Below are 18,809 nucleotides of genomic sequence, written 5' to 3'. Positions count from 1 at the left end.
AACTATAGTCCAAGTGAGTTGACGACGCAAAAATAGATTGCCGTTTATCCGGCTTGCTGATCAAGGATCATAAAAATCGGCTAACAAGGCTCATCATAGTAATAGTGTGCTAGCCGTTCATTAGCGCTTTAACATGAACCGCAACACTGGCCGCTAATGCCTTGAGATTATAGCCGCCTTCTAACGCGGAAATAATCCGGCCTTTGCAGCAGCTGTCCGCGATGGACATCAGTTCTTCAGTAACCCATTTGAAATCCTCTTCAACCAGCATGATGGAGGCTAACGGGTCATCCTTATGGGCGTCAAAGCCGGCTGAAATCAGCAATAAGTCAGGTTTGAAGCGCCTCAGCGCCGGTAAAATAATACTGCTGTATTTTTGCCTGAACTCAACGCCAGAATCGCCCGCAGCCAGCGGTACATTGATAATGTTGCCGACTCCGGTTTCTGAGGGATGGCCGGTGCCGGGGTAATGCGGCATCTCATGGCTGGACGCGTAGAGCACATTGGGCTGATTGCAAAAAGCCGCCTGCGTACCGTTGCCGTGGTGGACATCAAAGTCAACAATCGCGATGCGTTCAAGTTGATAGTGGTGGCGCGCATAATTAGCCGCAATCGCGGTATTATTGAACAGACAAAATCCCATTGCCAGCGCGGGCTCTGCATGGTGACCAGGTGGGCGTACCGCGCAAAAGGCAGTGTCGGCTTTGCCGGTCAGGACTTTATCAACGGCATCGCAAACAGCGCCAACCGCACGAAGGGCGGCTTGCCATGACCCGGGCGACAGCACCGTGTCATGATCCAAGCAGCGTTCACCCTGTTCGGGGATAGCCTCATGAATCGCATCAATATGGAACTGGGGATGAATCAGCCTGATTTGCTGCTCTGTACCGAGCGGCGGAGATTGCCGGATTAAACTGGAGAACTCCGGCGCCGCCAATGCTTTTTCTATGCTTCTGAGCCGGTCAGCGCATTCAGGATGCCCGGCGCCTGTTTCATGAAAAAGAAAATCAGGATGATTGTAATAAAGTGTTTTCACAAAACCTCGTTTAAATATCCGTCAATTGGACGGCAGCGAGCAAAAAGTCTTATGCCTGCGAGATGCTCGCGTTAACATTTTAGTGATAGCCTGTTTGGCGGAGTAATTGCACGCAATCACCAATCGAATGTTGTGAAGTGCAGGCCGACTTCCCAGCCGTCCGCCGATTTGGCGGCGCGTACCACCCTGCCTTCACAGCGGAGACGGGTTATATTTCCGCCTGCTTTTTGCATTAGAATGAAGCATCGCAGCATCAAGCCCGGCTCAACAGCCTTATCCGTCGTAAAGTAAACCCCCGTAGTGCTCAGATTGCGTGTTACGCCCGTACCCGAGTCAAGCTCGACGATGCACGAAGTAAGGTAACGCTTCGCCCGTCGCTTTTCTTCGCTGCCGTCCATATCTGGCTCCATTTGATGATTAAACGGTGATGAATTATCAGGATAAGTCGGTCTACCCGCCACTAAAATTGGGCTGGAAGACATCCTGTCCCAAAACTTTGGGGATAATAGACTCTTTTTATGCGCAAGACAATTGAGCTATTTAGGATCTTAAAACTGTCTTTTGTCACTGCAACAGGGAAAACAAGAGCCGTTTGAGCGCTTGTGAACTTGAAAAACTAAAATGTAATTTAGCGCCTAAAGACGAATGTCTTACATCGTCAAATACGCTTAATTTCCGGGGATGATGGGATGTATTGCTCTATCTGACGGGGCATTTTGCCTTGTTCAAAGAGACGGAGGCTTACTTATTTTATTTAAATTAGGTAAAATCAGGTAGTTGTGAAGCAGTACTGGACTTTTTAAAAGTCCGGCTAACTGTTTAAGGCCGGTAATGCCGACCACCACCGGGATTTTTTTACATCAATGGTAAGGGAAGCCTTCAATCATCCGTTCGTCCCCGTTAAATCAATGGGTACTCTATTTAGTTGTGTACCGTGCGTACCTATTTTTGCATAAAACATGTCGATTACTGAAATAAGCTCTGAAACCAAGCGTCGTAGAACCTTCGCAATTATTTCCCACCCTGACGCGGGTAAAACCACACTGACCGAAAAACTGTTGCTGTTCGGAGGCGCAATCCAGCTCGCAGGTTCGGTAAAAGGCCGTAAAGCCGCACGTCATGCGACCTCTGACTGGATGGAAATGGAAAAGGAACGGGGTATTTCGGTGACCACCTCGGTGATGCAGTTCGAGCATAAGGACAGCATTATCAACCTGCTCGATACCCCAGGCCATGAAGACTTTTCTGAAGATACCTACCGCACCTTGACCGCGGTCGATTCCGCGCTGATGGTGATCGACGTCGCCAAAGGCGTTGAAGAAAGAACCATCAACCTGATGGAAGTGTGCCGTCTGCGTACCACGCCGATTCTGACTTTCATCAACAAGCTGGACCGGGAAGGGCGGGAACCTATCGAATTGATGGACGAGGTTGAAAACGTCCTGAAGATCAAATGCGCGCCGATGACCTGGCCTATTGGCATGGGCAAACGCTTCAAGGGTGTTTATCATCTGTATAAGGATGAAATCCACCTGTTCAGCGCTCAGCATGGCGGCAAGATTGCCCAGGCCGAAATCATCAAAGGCCTGGATAATCCCAAGTTGGATGAGTTGTTGGACGATCAGGCCCAGGAACTCAGGGATGAAATCGATTTGGTCAAAGGAGCCAGCCATGAATTCGATCTTGAAGACTATCTGGCGGGCAAGCTGACGCCGGTTTTTTTCGGTTCGGCGATTAACAACTTCGGGATTATCGAATTGCTGGATGCGTTCGCCGAATATGCGCCGTCGCCCAGACCTCGGCAGGCCGAGCAGCGCGAGGTGTTACCGGAAGAGCCCAACTTTACCGGCTTCGTATTTAAAGTGCAGGCCAACATGGACCCGTCGCATCGGGACCGGATCGCTTTTTTGAGAGTCTGTTCCGGCAAATTCGACAAAGGCATGAAGATTCATCATGTGCGTATCGGTAAAAATATCCAGGTTGCGAACGCGATCACCTTCCAGGCCGACAGCCGTAAAAGCGTCGAAGAAGCGTACCCCGGCGACATCATCGGCCTGCATAACCACGGCACCATTCAGGTCGGGGACACCTTTACCCAGGGCGAAACGCTTAAATACGGCGGCATTCCTTATTTTGCGCCGGAATTATTCCGCCGGGTGGTGTTAAAAGACCCGTTAAGAGCCAAAGCCCTGCAAAAAGGACTGGTGCAGTTGACCGAAGAGGGCGCGACCCAGTTATTCAGGCCGTTAAAGAATAACGACCTTGTTCTGGGGGCGGTCGGTGTGTTGCAGTTTGACGTCACCGCCTTCAGGCTTAAGAGCGAATACAACGTCGAATGCGTTTACGATGCCGTACCTATCTCAACCGTGCGCTGGGTCAGTTCCGACAAACCGGCCAAGCTGGAAGAGTTCAAGAAAAAGGCCTTTGACAACCTGGCCGAAGACGGCGGCGGTTACCTGGTTTATGTCGCCAACAGCAGGGTCAACCTGCAACTGACCGAAGAGCGCTGGCCGGACATTAAATTCAGCGCAACGCGGGAACTATAGCCTTTTATCCATTCATCATGTGGCGGAATCCCTCTTCCAAAGAGGCTTCCGTCCTACAAAACAGTCGTCTTTCCCGTTAGAGTAAGTGTTTGCACGAATTGTTTTATTGCCTTATGTCCTCTACTGTTCACAAGTATTCTGAAACAAGGAACACGTTTCAGGGCAAAGAAGCCCTCTAATAACGCAAATGACTTGGCGTATAAATTTGGTTTAATACAGGCGTTTGCCGGTGTCAGTAAAAGAAATTTTAGAGGTGGGTAAATAGATTATCTCTTCCCTTTAAGGTCTTGCTATGCGTATCAAGCCCCCACAACTATCACCTTGCGCCGCCTTAAATTACACTGACAACGCGCAAAATACTCAAGCTCTCTACGATAGCCTGTTATTTTTGAGAGCGCCGACATGAAATTTATCAAAAACCTGTTCAAATGGAAAACAGGCAAGATAAATTCAAGCCTGCCAGCTCCAGTAATCAAACCCTGCCGGACCATGATGATGTTGGAGCCGCGCATCATGTTCGACGGTGCGGCGGCGGAGACAACCGCAGATGCCGTGACCGACTCCGATCCCCTGATGCAAGATACCGCCGTCATTGATCAGGATGCCGCCAAGCTTGCTCAAGCCGCGGCTGATGTTGTACCCCCCGCAGCCGAACCGCAACGCAATGAAATTGTCTTTATCGAAAACAACGTGGCCGATTACCAGCAACTGGAGAATGGCGTTAAGCCCGGCACGGAGGTGTATGTACTGGATGCAGGACAGGACGGTTTGGCGCAGATGGCGCAAATACTGGCTGGGCGTAGCGGCATCGACGCCATTCACATCGTCTCCCACGGTTCCGACGGGGCGGTGCTGTTCGGCGCCACGTTTCTGAGTTCCGAGAATCTCCAGCAATATTCCGGCGAACTGGCCGTCATCGGCGGCGCGCTGACGCAAAACGGCGACATATTGCTGTACGGATGCGATGTGGGGGCAGGCGCAAGCGGCGCGGCGTTTGTTTCCGAATTGGCGTCCGCGACCGGGGCGGATGTGGCGGCTTCCAGCGGCCCCACCGGGTCGGCGGCGCTGGGAGGAGACTGGCGGCTGGAAACCCAGACGGGCGTTGTTGAATCCTCCATCGCCTTGACGGACGCAGAAACTGCGGATTACGGCTATCTGCTTTTTACTGAAAATTACAATACCGATCCCGGTCTAGGCGCGTTTCCGTCTTCTTTCACGCTGAACGGCTTCACCTATGCTTTCAGCGGCGGCGATGGCGGTAGTTTTGCTTGGGACAGCAGCTTAGGCGTGGGCGGCACGGGCGCCGTGACGCCGTTTAGCAATTCCACCAATACAAATACGACAGAAACCATCACCATCACCTATGCGAGCGGCGCGTTCAGCTTCACCAGCATACAGGTGAAGTCTCAGTCCGCAGCCTGGACGTTTACCGGCAAATTGAGCGGTTCCACGGCCGGAACCGATACGACAAGCGCGGCGGCGGGGTTTCAATCGGTTTCGTTCGGCTCTCCGACGATCATCGATACGCTGGTCATCACCGCAGTGAATTTTGATTCGAGTACCGATGCCTTTGACGATTTCATCACTACCGTACCGCCCGTCAACACCGTACCCGGCGCCCAGACGATGCTGGAAGACACGACACTTACGTTTTCCTCCGGCAACGGCAACGCCATCACCGTCAGCGACCAGGACAGCACGTCCCTGTCGGTGACGTCCGGTAGCGGTGGTTTGACATTGGCAGGCACTGGTGGGCTCTCTTTCACCACAGGCGACGGTAGCGCCGACGAAACGATGACTTTCAGCGGCACAATAACGGACATCAATACCGCGCTTGACGGGCTCCAATACACGCCTATCGCCAACGCTTTCGGTTCCGGCTATTCCACGTTGACGATCGCCGCAGGGGACGGCTCGTCCACCGACACCGACACGGTAACCATCAACGTCACGGGGGTAAACGACGCACCGACACTGACGGCGACAGCCGCCAACCCAACCTTTACCGAAGGCGGGGCGGCAGTGACCCTGTTCAGCGGGTCGGCGATTTCCACGGTGGAAAATGGCCAGACCATCACCTCGCTGACGCTGACGGTCAGCAACGTAGCGTCCACCGACGTGCTGAGCATCGACGGCAGCGACATAACGCTGACTGATTTAGCGACGGTGGCATCCACGGCGACCAACGCCATGACGGTAAACGTCAGCGTAACCGGCGGCACGGCGACAGTGACCATCACCAAAGCTGCGGGCATCAGCAGGACCCTTGCGCAAACGCTGGTGAACGGCGTCAGCTACCGCAACAGCGGCGACGACCCCACAGCATCGGGCGCGACGCGGGTGGCAACCCTGACCCAGATCAAGGATAGCGGCGGCACCGCCAACGGCGGCGTGGACAGCACCACGCTCAGCGTCGCCTCCACAGTGACGCTGACCCCGATCAACGACGCGCCGACGCTGACCGCGACAGCGTCCAACCCGACCTTTACCGAAGGCGGGTCGGCGGCGACACTGTTCAGCAGTGCGGCGGTTTCAGCCGTAGAATCGGCCGACAACATCGAGCAACTGGTGCTGACGGTCAGCAACGTCACCGACGGCGCGGCGGAAATTCTGAGCATCGACGGTTCCAGCGTGGCGTTGACCCACGGCAACTCAGTGACTACCGCCAGCAACAGCATGACCGCCGGCGTTTCGCTATCGGGGAACACCGCGACGGTGACCCTCAGCAAGGCGGGCGGCATTACCGCTGCCCAGGCGCAGACACTGGTCAACGCGCTGACCTACAGCAACAGCGGCGACGATCCCACGGCCGCCAACCGGGTGGTCACGCTGACCTCCATCAAAGACACCGGCGGCGCCAGCAACGGCGGCGTGGACAGCACCAGCCTCAGCGTCGCCTCCACGGTGACCGTGACGGCGGTTAACGACACACCGACACTGACGGCGACGGCTTTCAACCCAACCTTTACCGAAGGCGGAGCGGTAGTGACCTTGTTCAGCGGGGCGGCGGTTTCAGCCGTAGAATCGGCCGACAACATCGAGCAACTGGTGCTGACGGTCAGCAACGTCACCGACGGCGCGGCGGAAATTCTGAGCATCGACGGTTCCAGCGTGGCGTTGACCCACGGCAACTCGGTGACTACCGCCAGTAACAGCATGACCGCCGGCGTTTCGCTATCGGGGAACACCGCGACGGTGACCCTCAGCAAGGCGGGCGGCATTACCCGCAGTTCAGGCGCAGACGCTGGTCAACGCACTGGCCTATAGCAACAGCAGCGACGATCCCACGGCCGCCAACCGGGTGGTCACTCTGACCTCCATCAAAGACACCGGCGGCACCAGCAACGGCGGCGTGGACACCACCAGCCTCAGCGTCGCCTCCACGGCGACCGTAACGGCGGTCAACGACGAGCCGGTGGCGACGGCGGGCGGTACTTTGGCGTACACGGAGAACGGCTCGGCGGTAGCCATCGACAATACCATCGTGCTCAGCGATGCCGACGATACCCAGCTTACCGGAGCGACAGTGACAATCAGCAGCGGCTTTACCAGCGGCGACGTGCTGGGCTTCACCACCCAGAACGGCATCACCGGTAGCTACAACAGCGGCACCGGCGTGCTGGCCCTGAGCGGCACAACCAGCATCGCCAACTACCAAACGGCCTTGCGCTCGGTGACTTACAGCAGCAGCTCGGACAATCCCACCGCCAGCAGCACCGTCACCTGGGCGGTCACCGACGCCGCCGGCACCGGCAGCAACGGCGCGCAAACCAGCACCGGGGTCACCTCCACCGTCAACGTCACTGCCATCAACGACGCGCCGACGCTGACGGCGATAGCCGCCAACCCGACCTTTACCGAAGGCGGGGCGGCGGCGACGCTGTTCAGCAGTGCGGCGGTTTCAGCCGTAGAATCGGCCGACAACATCGGGCAACTGGTACTGACGGTCAGCAACGTCACCGACGGAGCGGCGGAAATTCTGAGCATCGACGGTTCCAGCGTGGCGTTGACCCACGACAACTCGGTGACTACCGCCAGCCACAGCATGACCGCCGGCGTTTCGCTATCGGGGAACACCGCGACGGTGACCCTCAGCAAGGCGGGCGGCATTACCGCTGCCCAGGCGCAGACACTGGTCAACGCGCTGGCCTATAGCAACAGCAGTGACGATCCCACGGCCGCCAACCGGGTGGTCACGCTGACCTCCATCAAAGACACCGGCGGCACCAGCAACGGCGGCGTGGACAGCACCAGTCTCAGCGTCGCCTCCACGGTGACCGTGACGCCGGTCAACGACGAGCCGACAGTATCAGCTCCTGCCTCGATTACGGTGACGGAAGATGGGGCCACGTCGCTAACCGGCATCAGCGTTAGCGACGTGGATGCCGGTAGTTCCAATGTGGTTGCCACTTTCACGGTGGGCAGCGGCGCTTTGACCGGAGATAGCGCTATCGCCACCGCCAATAGCGTTAATGTCGGAGGCACCTCCGGCGCGTTGACCCTGACCGGTTCGACTGCCAATATCAATGCCTTTATTGCCGCCGGCGGCCTCAAGTTCACCACGGCGTCCAATGATACAACTGCGGTGACGTTAGGCGTGTCGGTGAACGACCAAGGCAATACCGGCGCCAGCGGGTCGCAAAGTTCGGCCACCACCAACGTGACCCTCAATGTTACTGCCGTCAACGATGCTCCGACCATTACCAGTGGCACCACTTATATTTTCGCCGACACCGACGAAGAAACAGCTAGCGGCGGCGTGACGGTCAATGCTCACCTTACCGGCGCCGCATCCTGGACCGACCCGGACGGTACTGACGTTGCCAAAGGCATCGCCGTCACCGGCACGACGGGCAACGGTACTTGGCAATACTTCACCGACGGTGGTACCTGGACCGATTTCGGCACGGTATCCGGCACCTCCGCCTTATTGTTGGACGGCGCCACGCAAGTGCGCTACCAGCCCGATCTTGCCAATGGCGAAACCGCCTCCTTTATCTACAAAGCCTGGGACGAAACCAGCGGCGCAGCTTCCACCAACAATATACGGCAAACGGCAAATGCCGGCACAGGCGGCGGAAATACGGCGTTTTCCAGTGACAGCGCCAACGGCAGCATCACCGTCACCAGCGTCAACGACGCTCCCACCGGAGTAGGCAGTCTGACACTGGCCGCGATAAATGAAGATACGAGCAATCCTACCGGCACGGTTATCAGCGCCTTAACCGGCTACAGTTTTCAGGATGTGGATACCGGGGCCACTACGCCCGGCTTCCTGGTGGTGGGCAATAGCGCCAATGCAGCTACGGAAGGCGCATGGCAGTACAGCAGCGAAAGTGGCGCCAATTGGAAAGCCATCGGTGCAGTCGCGGACGGCGCTACTGCCCTGGCTCTGGCGAATACCACACAGCTGCGCTTCGTGCCGGCGGCTAACTTCAACGGCGCACCCACGGCCCTGAACATTCGCGTTCTGGATAATACTTACAACGGTGCTTTCAGCGCCACTGCGAGAGGCAATGAAACTCGCGTTACAGCAGACAGCTCGGCCAATGGAGGCGCTACGGCCATTTCCGGCAGCGTCAACACTATCAGCACCAACGTCACGGCAATTAATGACGCTCCAAGCTTTATCAAAGGCGCCGACCAGACTGTCAACGAAGACGCCGGAGTGCAAACGGTCAATAACTGGGCGACCGGCCTCAGCGCTGGCCCGGCTGACGAAAGCGGCCAAACCCTGAACTTTACCGTCAACAATGACAACAATGCACTTTTCAGCCTACAGCCGACGATCGACAGCAACGGCAACCTGAGCTACACCCCGGCGGCTAATGCCAACGGCAGTGCAACAGTGACCGTATCTATCAAGGATAGCGGCGGTACGGCCAATGGCGGCGTCGATACCAGCTCCGGCCAGACCTTTACCATCACAGTGAATTCAACGACCATCAACCTCAGTCAAATAAGCGGGAATACGGATGGCAAACAGAGCCCACTCATCAGTATGGTTAATACCGTTCGTGCGGACAATATTGCGGGAGCAGGCATTAATATCGACACAGACAAGAACAAGATTATTAGCGATAGCCTCAGTACAGATTATCGCAACAGCACAATCGACAGTTTTAGCTCCGATAATACCGGTTTCAGCACTAAACAGGCCATCGTTGTGTATATGGAGCTGGGCGTTGAGGCAAGCGGAAATAAAACGCCTGGAGACACCATTAACATGCCGTTCAGTGTCTTTGCCGGGCTGGATACGTTCGGAGGGGTAACGATTACTGCCGAGCTGTCTACCGGACAACGCTTGCCGCCCTGGATCAGCGTTGATCCAATTACGGGAGCCGTTACGGTAAAAGAGGGCGCTGTCGTGACTAACCTTATAATCGTGAAAGTCACCATCAGTGACAGCCGGGGAAACGAGGTGGTTGTTCTGGTCAAAGTACAGCCGAAGCAACAACAGCCTGATGACACAGAAAAGAATCAACCACCCGTCAAGGAAAAAGGGCAAGACCAGCAAAGTCGTGCGGGACATGCCGATAAGCAACCGGTTTACGTTAGCAAGCCAGGTTTGACTCAGCAGCTACAGATGGTGGGCAGTAAAGGCTTTGAGATGCAGCGTCTAAAACTGCTGGATAGTCTGGCAAGCCTTGTTAGCAATGACAAGGATGCCGCTTGAGTTTTAAAGTGGTCTCTAAAAAAGACAGAGTTTACGGCGCAGGGATTATCCCCTGCCACTATAGCAGGGGATAGAGCCGGTTGATTGATACCCTTTATTCCTGCTATCTTGATCTTGGTGCAACCGATGAGCTCAGGCACGCGGCTTATGCACTATTCGTCATCAAATGGATGATACGTCGTTAAAAGCGATTCGTGAAGCTGTGAATAGTGGTGACAAATTCGGTGCTGAGCGGTTCAAGGACGACATCGAAGCGAGGCTTGCAGGATCGGATGGATTAGGCATGCACTTCGGAGTTGAATCCGCCTGATTTATTATTTCATGCAAGAGTTGTTTGGTGCAATGTCTGCTTTTGTCTCGTTCCTACGCGGGCGCGGAAACGAGGTAACATCCTGTTAAAGATTAAACAAAATCGAAATTTAAAGTACAGTTACGTTAACCGGGGAGGTCGATCATGAACGACAAGCAACGCGTCGCCGAACACGCCGCTCAATTAGTCAAACACGGGATGCTGATCGGCTTGGGTACCGGCTCGACCGCCAATTACTTTATCGAAGCCGTCGCCCGTCGTTGTCGTGACGACGGCCTGCAAATCCAGGCTGTCGCCAGCTCGGTGGTCAGTACTATCAAAGCCCGGCAACTGGGCTTGCCGCTACGGGCGATGGAGCATGTCGGCAGGCTCGATGTTTACGTCGACGGAGCCGACGAAGTCAGTCCCGATCTGACCCTTTTGAAAGGCCGCGGCAGCGATCTGGTGCGGGAAAAACTGCTGGCCAACGCCAGCGACGCATTTTGGGTGTTGATCGATCAAAGCAAACAGGTCGAACGCATCGGCCAGAATTATCTGATTCCTGTCGAGGTGATGCCGTTTGCCTGGCAATTGGTGCAGCGCAGTCTGGCGGCCATCGGCGGCGAAGCCCAACTCCGCGCCAACGGCGACGGGCTGGCGGTCACTTCGCACGGCAGTCTGGTGCTGGACGTGCGCTTTCCTGTCGAATTTGACGGCAAACAGCTCAACGGCAAACTGGACGCCATTCCCGGCATCGTCGAACACGGTATTTTTCACGGCCTGACTACAGCGGTATTTTGCGGGCACGACGGGCAGGTGCGTGAACAATGGGCCTGACATAACGCGTGAGGTTGATTCGCCGTAGGCAGTCCACCGGCTGAGATTCGCGTTAGGACGATTGACGGTTTGCTGCGCGAAACCGCCCAACAGGCTAAAGCGGCAACAAGTCCCTTTGTGTATGCAGCCATATACTTCTAGAATATCAAATTCGCCTTTTCACAACCCCCGATCCCGCACATGAATATTGACGACATCAGCCAAGTAAAAAACTACCTGCTAAACCTGCAAGACCGAATCTGTACCGCGCTCGAATCCGTAGAGCCTGAAGCCCGGTTTGTCGAAGACCTTTGGGACAGGGCCGAAGGTGGCGGCGGCAGGACCCGAGTATTGGCTGGGGGGCAGGTGATCGAGCAAGGAGGCGTTAATTTTTCGCATGTGTCCGGTTTTAAGCTTCCGCCGTCGGCAACGGCCAAGCGCCCGGAACTTGCAGACCGGCAATTTCAGGCGATGGGCGTGTCGCTGGTTATCCATCCCAACAATCCTTACGTGCCGACATCGCATGCCAATGTGCGGTTTTTGATCGCGGAAAAACCGGGGGAGCCGTCTATTTGGTGGTTCGGCGGCGGTTTCGATTTGACGCCGTTTTATCCGTTTAAAGAAGATGTGCTGCACTGGCATCAAACCGCCCGCGCCGCCTGTCAGCCTTTCGGCGATGACATTTATCCAACTTACAAAAAATGGTGCGACGAATATTTCTTCCTCAAACACAGAAACGAAACCCGTGGCGTCGGCGGACTGTTTTTTGATGATTTGAACGAATGGGGTTTCGAGCAGTCTTTCGCTTTTATGCAAAGCGTCGGCAACCATTATATTGATGCTTATCTGCCTATCATGCAAAAACGCAAGGACACGCCTTATGGCGACAGGGAACGCGACTTCCAGCTTTACCGCCGTGGACGTTATGTTGAATTCAACCTGGTCTATGACCGCGGCACCTTGTTCGGCTTGCAATCCGGCGGACGTACCGAATCGATTTTAATGTCGATGCCGCCGGTAGCTCACTGGAAATACAACTGGCAACCCGAGCCCGGCAGTGCGGAAGCCGTGCTTTATGATGAATATCTCAAACCGCAAAATTGGCTGGGCGATTGAAGCTGAGATGGCGAATTTTGACTATATAAAACAGGGTTTTAATTTTAAAAAACGCCTAGGGTAATCAGAGCTTGCCTGGGACTAGATTGAAACCTATAATCGAGCATTTTTTTAATGGGCCTCAGATTGAGGACTGTATTCTTTAAATTTTGAACAGAAGCAATGACTAGCCACATTATGCCGACCTACGGACGTTTACCCATTACCTTCGAACGGGGCGAGGGTGCATGGTTGTTTGATCAAAACAATACCCGCTACCTGGATGCATTGTCCGGCATAGCTGTGTGCAGCTTGGGCCATGCTCATCCTGCCGTGCATCAGGCCATCTGCAAACAAAGCGAGAAACTGCTGCATACCTCGAACCTGTACGGCATCGCCGTTCAAGAGCAGTTGGCCGACAAGCTGACTGAAAAAAGCGGCATGGATAACGTATTTTTTTGCAACTCCGGTGCCGAAGCCAATGAGGCGGCGATCAAATTGGCGCGCAAATACGGTCACGAGCAAGGCATAGAAAATCCGGCGATTATCGTGATGGAAAAAAGCTTTCATGGCCGCACGTTGGCAACGCTTAGCGCTACCGGCAACACAAAAATCCAACAAGGCTTTGCGCCGCTGGTTGATGGCTTTATTCGCGTACCGTACAACGACGTCAACGCAATCGAACAGGCTGTCCTACAGAATAAGAACGTCGTCGCGGTGTTGGTTGAGCCGATACAAGGCGAGGGCGGCGTCAATATTCCCGCCGCCGATTATCTTAACCAAATCCGCAGTCTGTGCGACAAGCATAACCTGCTGATGATGCTCGACGAAATCCAGACCGGCGTAGGCCGTACCGGCAAATTTCTCGCGTTCCAGCATAACGGGATACTGCCCGATGTATGCACGCTGGCTAAAGCGTTGGGCAACGGCGTACCGATCGGCGCGTGTCTTGCCAGCGGCAAAGCGGCCAAAATATTCACCGCCGGCAATCACGGTTCCACCTTTGGCGGCAATCCCTTAGCCTGTAGCGCGGCTTTAGCGGTATTGGCGACACTGGACGCCGAAAACCTGATCGAGCAGGCCGCGCAAAAAGGCGATGCTATCAGCGCTGCGTTTAAACAACGGTTACAAGGTAATGCGCACGTCGTCGATATTCGCCATAAAGGCATGATGATCGGTATCGAACTAGACAGCCCATGTGCCGAGTTAGTGCAGGCAGCGCTGCAACAAGGTTTATTGATTAATGTCACCAGTGAAAAAACCATTCGTTTGCTGCCGCCATTTGTTATTAACGATCAGCAAATCGCTGAACTCGTAGAAACCTTATCGACTCTTATTCATAAGCATACGGATACTCCCTATGAATCCTAGACATTTCATCAGCCTGCTTGACTTATCCGGCGACGAGTTTCGTCGCTTGATCAACCGGGCCATCGTCCTGAGAAATAACCGCGACCCGAATTACCAGCCGTTAAAAGGCCAAGTGTTGGCGATGATTTTTGAAAAATCATCGACGCGCACCCGCATTTCGTTTGAATCCGGCATGAGCCACTTCGGCGGCAGCGCATTGTTTTTATCGCCCCGAGACACCCAGCTGGGCCGCGGCGAACCTCTGCAAGACAGCGCAAGGGTTATCTCCAGCATGGTCGATTGCATCATGCTTAGAACCGACAAGCACGAAACGGTGACTACATTCGCCCAATATTCAAGCGTCCCTGTGATCAACGGCTTGACCGATTTGCAACACCCCTGCCAATTGCTGGCGGACATGCAGACCTATTTTGAGCATCGCGGCGACATTCAGGGCAAGACCGTGACCTGGATCGGCGACGGCAATAACATGTGCCACTCCTATATTCATGCCGCAATGGTGCTGGATTTCAACTTGAACATCGCCTGTCCTGAGGGGTATATGCCGTTACAAGATATCGTCGACGCAGCCGGGGAGCGCGTCCGTTTCTTCGATACGCCGGTGGCCGCCGCCCAAAATTCGGATCTGGTCGTCACCGACGTCTGGGCCAGCATGGGGCAGGAAGAAGAGCAAAAACAACGCGAAATTGCGTTTAAAGATTACCAGGTCAACGCCGACGTCATGAAGGTCGCAAATAGCGACGCGCTGTTTATGCATTGCTTGCCCGCACACCGGGGCGAGGAAGTCAGCGCCGATGTGATTGACGGTTCGCAAAGCGTTATTTTCGATGAAGCAGAAAATAGACTGCATGCTCAAAAAGCGCTGCTGGAATTTCTCCTGTGCAATAAATCACGTTAGAATTGTCTTTCAGACGACCAACAATATAGAGATTCAAGTGAAAAAAATACTCAGCTCGTTTTTTATCTTACTGGCAGCTTTTAGTTCAGCGCAGGCTGAAACCGTTTATGTTACCGACAACCTGAATTTGTCGCTCAGGAGCGAAGAAAATAACAACAGTAAAGTTGTAAAGTTGCTCCCGACCGGCACCCCGCTTACGGTAATAGAAGAAAACAAAAGCACGGGTTTTTTGCACGTCCGCATGAATGACGGCACCGAAGGCTATATGCCGACCCGTAATACCATGAAGGAACCGACCAGCCGTTCTCAATTGGAGGCCGCAAACAAGAATCTGGCGGTTATACAGTCTGAAAATGCGGCACTGAAGGCTGAGTTGGCTACAGTTAAAGAATCCATCACGCCGGGAACCTCTCTTGAACAGTCGTTGGCGTCAGAGCGGGATCAGTTAAGCAGGGAACTTAACGAACTGAAAAAAACCGCTGCCAGCACCATAGAATTAAAAAATCAGCGCGACGAACTTCAAGAGCGCGTAGTGAATGTTGAACGTGAATTACAACAGTTCAAGCTTGAAAATCAGGCGTTGCAGGACACCACCAATCAGGACTGGTTTTTATACGGCGGCATACTCGCTCTTATCGGCGTTGTTTTAGGGTTTATTTTGCCTAAACTCAGCTGGCGCCGCAGCAGAAGCGGCTGGGATTCGTATTAATTAAGGCAAAAGACGAAGGACAAAGGGTACAAAAAGCCCGGTCCTTTAGCCTTAATTATGAGCGGCAATAAAGCAAGCGCTTTCTCTTCTCTGGGGAATCTCGAAAAACCTCGCATCTCGGCAAGCTCAGTATGAACGGTTCTAGGGAAATCAACCTGGAGATCTCTTCTTTATACACATCTCTCCAAAGTCTATTTGTTTAAGTTTAGACAAGGATCAGCCGGGCTTGTGTTTAACATGGGCCCAGCGTGTGGAACGGAAAAAATGAAGAAAACCGGCCACTGGTAGGTGGAGGGATGCAGCGTATTGTCAGAGGGCCGGGTGCGAGAACCCGATTCAAATAACGTCGCGTTAGCGGCAACTTTCAGCAGATCGCGTAACATCAGTTAGCTAAACAACCGGCAGGTTTTAGCTGATGGTTGTTTAGGGAAGCGCTGAACAAATTGATTTCGTTCATGGTTCGACAAGCTCACCACGAACGAAATAAAAAACTTACCGTTCATCCTGAGCTTGTCGAAGGATTAAATCAGTACTTCCTTAGCTGTTCGGACGATACGCAACGGACAGGATAATTACGCTAACACGATCGCGTTAAAATCGATCCAGGTAAAGTCTTCCTGAATATCCTGGCCCAACTCCAGAATCGTGTCGTCCTCTTCATCATGATGCCAGTTTAATAAAACAGTGTTTGGATGGCTTTTGGCATACTCGTTCAATAATTCAAACATGCTGTAAAAGATTTTAGTGCTGACGCTGTTGAAATAAGTCAGCTGAAAATTAAATTCAACAGGAGCGCCGTTGAGCGATTTTAAATGGCTTTGCAATTGTTTAAGGATGGGGCGGAAAAATTCGACGCCGTTTTCAGGGTACGCTTCGCCGGACATGCTCAGCGTATTGCTGGAAAATTTAAAATCGATTTCAGGCGTGTCTGAAGTGGCTGGAATGTATATGTCGGTCATGATGATAACTCCTTAAATAGTAGCTTTGAGATAAAAGCAAGACAGTTCGTCTTCATAACCTACTGCGTCTCTGATAGCGTATTCAATAGGTTCGACTGAATCTCTTGCCAGTGTTAAGAATCCGAGACCCGCACCTTTGCTCGTCGTATCTTCGCTGTGCTGATCGTTTTTTAATTGTGCGCGATAAGCTTGTCTGATCTCTTCAGCGCTCATTTCCAGAATAGGATCAAGCTTGTTGCGTATGCGCGTTTCATGCTGCTTCTGAATAAAATTGGCGCAGATGACATAATATTTATCCTCTTTCTTGCTGACCAGGATAGAGCCTTCCTTGGTATCGCCGGCATCGGGAACGCTAGGCGAGTAATGCATCGCGTTTTGTATCATTTCGATAAAAGTGGAGAATACCTTCCGGGATCTGGCGCCTTTTTCGTCCTGTTGCTGCAGGTTTTGTTTCAACGAGTCACTCATGGTTTTAATGACGTTCTGCGAAACAATACCGCTGTAATAAAAAACAATCCCGTTAGTATTGGCCTCTTCACGGAACACGCTAAATACATCGATAAGCATAAAAATTTCCTGTTAATTAAAATCTGAATCCCATCAGGCAGACATCGTCGCGCCGCTTCTGTTTTCCCTGATAGTCGTAATAGGTTTGCATGATGATGGACTCCTGCTCCGGCATGGGCTTGAGATAATGCTCCTGAAGCAGTCCCGAGAAACGTTTTTTGCCGAAAGCAATTTTCTTTAATCCGCCAATCTGGTCGATCAGTCCGTCGGTAGTCAGGTAGATGCACATCCCTTTGCTCAACGCGAGTTGTTGATTGGTCCATTGATAATCCATCGGCGTGTCGACATAACCTACACCTTTACGATCAGGATCCAGTAGCTGTACGTCGGATGAGGCGTCGCCTATGTAAAATAAGGCTGTTTTGGCGCCCGCATAAGTCAATGTGCTGTTTTGCGTATTGACCCAGCAGAAAGCCGTATCCATGCCGTCATCGGATTGCCCGTTCTGCTTGGTGGAAAAACGGTCGGCGTCAAAGCCTTCAGCGGCCGAATCGTTTATCTGGCCCAGCGCCGTCTTGACCTTTTTATTCATAATCGCCAGTGCGCCGGCAGGGTCGTGACGGTTGTCTTCGAGCAGGATGTGATCGAGAAAGGATGCCATAATCAGCGTCATAAAGGCGCCGGGAACGCCGTGCCCGGTGCAGTCGATCAACGCGAGAAAAAAGCCGTCATCAAATTTTTTGCAGAAATAATAGTCGCCGCCTACTTTGTCCCGTGGCTCCCAGTGCATGAAATAATCCTGCAACACGGCGGCCATGCTTTCTCTTGACGAACGCAGGAAAGATTTTTGAATCACGCTCGCATAATTGATGCTTTCCGTGACCAGCCGGTTTTTTTCCGCCTGCAAGAAGGAAACCACCCTGACTAAATCTTCACCGTTGCCGAGCCCCAGATAATCGCCGTTTTCATCGGTGATGATAAATCCGTCGTTCAGCGTTTTACGGCCAGAGCCTAATACCTTGAAACTGAGTGTTTGAATGCTCATGTTTTGATCGACAACCAGCGGTTCTTTGTCCATAAAGGCGATACAGCTTTTGCGGTCGAATAAATCATGGTGATAGGGTTTGGCCATGCCCTCCATAAAAACGTTGCGGGTAATCAGACCCATCGGCTTATTGTCTTCGACGACAGCAATGGAAATCAGCTCAGGATGCTCGTTCAGCAGCTTGGTGACTTCAAGATTGGTATGTTGGGGTGAGACCGGCGGGCAGACTCGCAGCAGGCTGCTGGCGATATATTCTGCCTCAATTTCTGACAGTCCGGCTCTCGATTGACTTAATAAGGATTGATCTAACATTGACTCGCCTTGATGCTGAAAATGGCATCAGGATAGATGACATTTATTACAAAATGATGAATCAGGGCGTGGTTCTAATTGCCTGGCAATAAAGTGCCAATCATTTCACATTTATGATCGCTGGAATGTGCCAGCAGTTTGCAGGAGACGATGACGGGTTAGACCCGGTTTGCGCCGGGTGCTACTTATTGGATGGCTTTACAACATAGTTAGGCACAGATACTGGACGGAACACGGATTCGGTCCTTTCAATTCCGAGGCTGTGATTGCATCCGGCTGACCGTTTTTAGCAGTTGCGACAGATCGTCCGGGGTTTGCGCCGCCGGTTGCGGCCCTTCTATTTTTTCTTGGCTCCAGTCGACTAATTCACCCGATCCCCATGACATCAAGGAGGCGAGTGTAAACACTACCATGCTGCGTGTCATGCCTCTGGGCAGGCCTTGACTATTCAGATAGCGATGGAAATAACCGGCTGCGATAAAGAATACAACGGTGGAGACGATCAGGTTCCAGGCGGAGGGTAGTGTGAACATTATTGGTTTTTCTCGTG

General features: G+C 53.2%; 14 protein-coding genes. 8 read left to right on the top strand and 6 right to left on the bottom strand.

Annotated features, from left to right (window positions below; translation table 11 throughout):
• Positions 1-109 precede the first annotated feature (109 nt).
• Together B0F88_RS07920 and B0F88_RS07915 are read right to left on the bottom strand one after the other, a co-directional pair.
• Positions 110-1,036: a histone deacetylase family protein gene (locus B0F88_RS07920; protein WP_104423405.1), complete on the bottom strand. Its 927-nt coding sequence runs from the start codon at positions 1,034-1,036 to the stop codon at positions 110-112.
• 116 nt (positions 1,037-1,152) lie between these two features.
• On the bottom strand, positions 1,153-1,434 hold the full coding sequence (locus B0F88_RS07915) for a PilZ domain-containing protein (protein WP_181049858.1): 282 nt from the start codon (positions 1,432-1,434) through the stop codon (positions 1,153-1,155).
• Positions 1,435-2,001: 567 nt separating this feature from the next.
• On the opposite strand from B0F88_RS07915, the gene B0F88_RS07910 reads away from it, so the two are divergent.
• The 8 genes from B0F88_RS07910 to B0F88_RS07875 all read left to right on the top strand — a co-directional run bounded on the left by B0F88_RS07910 (position 2,002) and on the right by B0F88_RS07875 (position 15,436).
• On the top strand, positions 2,002-3,582 hold the full coding sequence (locus tag B0F88_RS07910) for a peptide chain release factor 3 (RefSeq protein WP_104423536.1): 1,581 nt from the start codon (positions 2,002-2,004) through the stop codon (positions 3,580-3,582).
• A 402-nt stretch (positions 3,583-3,984) separates the two neighbouring features.
• Complete coding sequence (locus tag B0F88_RS07905; RefSeq protein ID WP_104423403.1) at positions 3,985-6,849, top strand: DUF4347 domain-containing protein; 2,865 nt, start codon at positions 3,985-3,987, stop codon at positions 6,847-6,849.
• Between the two features lie 34 nt (positions 6,850-6,883).
• Positions 6,884-10,258, top strand: coding sequence for a beta strand repeat-containing protein (locus tag B0F88_RS07900; protein WP_104423402.1), 3,375 nt, complete (start codon positions 6,884-6,886; stop codon positions 10,256-10,258).
• A 454-nt stretch (positions 10,259-10,712) separates the two neighbouring features.
• Positions 10,713-11,384 carry a ribose-5-phosphate isomerase RpiA gene (gene rpiA / locus B0F88_RS07895; protein ID WP_104423401.1) on the top strand — a complete coding sequence of 224 codons (672 nt, stop codon included), beginning with the start codon at positions 10,713-10,715 and terminating at the stop codon, positions 11,382-11,384.
• 180 nt (positions 11,385-11,564) lie between these two features.
• Positions 11,565-12,479 carry an oxygen-dependent coproporphyrinogen oxidase gene (gene hemF, locus B0F88_RS07890; protein WP_104423400.1) on the top strand — a complete coding sequence of 305 codons (915 nt, stop codon included), beginning with the start codon at positions 11,565-11,567 and terminating at the stop codon, positions 12,477-12,479.
• Positions 12,480-12,641: 162 nt separating this feature from the next.
• A complete protein-coding gene (locus B0F88_RS07885; RefSeq protein WP_104423399.1) occupies positions 12,642-13,829 on the top strand; it encodes an acetylornithine transaminase in 1,188 nt (395 codons plus the stop codon).
• Positions 13,819-14,727 (top strand): ornithine carbamoyltransferase, encoded by a 909-nt coding sequence (argF, locus tag B0F88_RS07880; RefSeq protein WP_104423398.1) that lies wholly within the window; start codon positions 13,819-13,821, stop codon positions 14,725-14,727. The genes B0F88_RS07885 and argF overlap by 11 nt, the downstream gene beginning before the upstream one ends.
• A 37-nt stretch (positions 14,728-14,764) precedes the next feature.
• Positions 14,765-15,436: a TIGR04211 family SH3 domain-containing protein gene (locus B0F88_RS07875; RefSeq protein WP_104423397.1), complete on the top strand. Its 672-nt coding sequence runs from the start codon at positions 14,765-14,767 to the stop codon at positions 15,434-15,436.
• A gap of 572 nt (positions 15,437-16,008) precedes the next feature.
• Here the strand turns inward: B0F88_RS07875 and B0F88_RS07870 are convergent.
• The 4 genes from B0F88_RS07870 to B0F88_RS07855 all read right to left on the bottom strand — a co-directional run bounded on the left by B0F88_RS07870 (position 16,009) and on the right by B0F88_RS07855 (position 18,792).
• On the bottom strand, positions 16,009-16,395 hold the full coding sequence (locus tag B0F88_RS07870) for a DUF1987 domain-containing protein (RefSeq protein WP_104423396.1): 387 nt from the start codon (positions 16,393-16,395) through the stop codon (positions 16,009-16,011).
• A 12-nt stretch (positions 16,396-16,407) separates the two neighbouring features.
• Positions 16,408-16,962 carry a SiaB family protein kinase gene (locus tag B0F88_RS07865; RefSeq protein ID WP_104423395.1) on the bottom strand — a complete coding sequence of 185 codons (555 nt, stop codon included), beginning with the start codon at positions 16,960-16,962 and terminating at the stop codon, positions 16,408-16,410.
• Positions 16,963-16,978: 16 nt separating this feature from the next.
• Positions 16,979-18,259, bottom strand: a complete 1,281-nt coding sequence (locus B0F88_RS07860; protein ID WP_104423394.1) for a SpoIIE family protein phosphatase — start codon at positions 18,257-18,259, stop codon at positions 16,979-16,981.
• 248 nt (positions 18,260-18,507) lie between these two features.
• Complete coding sequence (locus B0F88_RS07855) at positions 18,508-18,792, bottom strand: hypothetical protein (RefSeq protein WP_104423393.1); 285 nt, start codon at positions 18,790-18,792, stop codon at positions 18,508-18,510.
• Positions 18,793-18,809: the final 17 nt, after the last annotated feature.

Source organism: Methylobacter tundripaludum, from assembly GCF_002934365.1.
In the GTDB taxonomy this organism is placed as follows: Bacteria; Pseudomonadota; Gammaproteobacteria; order Methylococcales; family Methylomonadaceae; genus Methylobacter_A; species Methylobacter_A tundripaludum_A.
Note: the sequence above shows the minus strand (reverse complement) of the source record. Positions and strands in the feature narration are given on the sequence as shown.

Coding starts and splice junctions, on each gene's coding strand:
- B0F88_RS07915 (WP_181049858.1), bottom strand. CDS start 1,434: ATGGACGGCAGCGAAGAAAAGCGACGGGCGAAGCGTTACCTTACTTCG.
- hemF (WP_104423400.1), top strand. CDS start 11,565: ATGAATATTGACGACATCAGCCAAGTAAAAAACTACCTGCTAAACCTG.
- B0F88_RS07885 (WP_104423399.1), top strand. CDS start 12,642: ATGACTAGCCACATTATGCCGACCTACGGACGTTTACCCATTACCTTC.
- B0F88_RS07855 (WP_104423393.1), bottom strand. CDS start 18,792: ATGTTCACACTACCCTCCGCCTGGAACCTGATCGTCTCCACCGTTGTA.
- rpiA (WP_104423401.1), top strand. CDS start 10,713: ATGAACGACAAGCAACGCGTCGCCGAACACGCCGCTCAATTAGTCAAA.
- argF (WP_104423398.1), top strand. CDS start 13,819: ATGAATCCTAGACATTTCATCAGCCTGCTTGACTTATCCGGCGACGAG.
- B0F88_RS07870 (WP_104423396.1), bottom strand. CDS start 16,395: ATGACCGACATATACATTCCAGCCACTTCAGACACGCCTGAAATCGAT.
- B0F88_RS07860 (WP_104423394.1), bottom strand. CDS start 18,259: ATGTTAGATCAATCCTTATTAAGTCAATCGAGAGCCGGACTGTCAGAA.
- B0F88_RS07865 (WP_104423395.1), bottom strand. CDS start 16,962: ATGCTTATCGATGTATTTAGCGTGTTCCGTGAAGAGGCCAATACTAAC.
- B0F88_RS07905 (WP_104423403.1), top strand. CDS start 3,985: ATGAAATTTATCAAAAACCTGTTCAAATGGAAAACAGGCAAGATAAAT.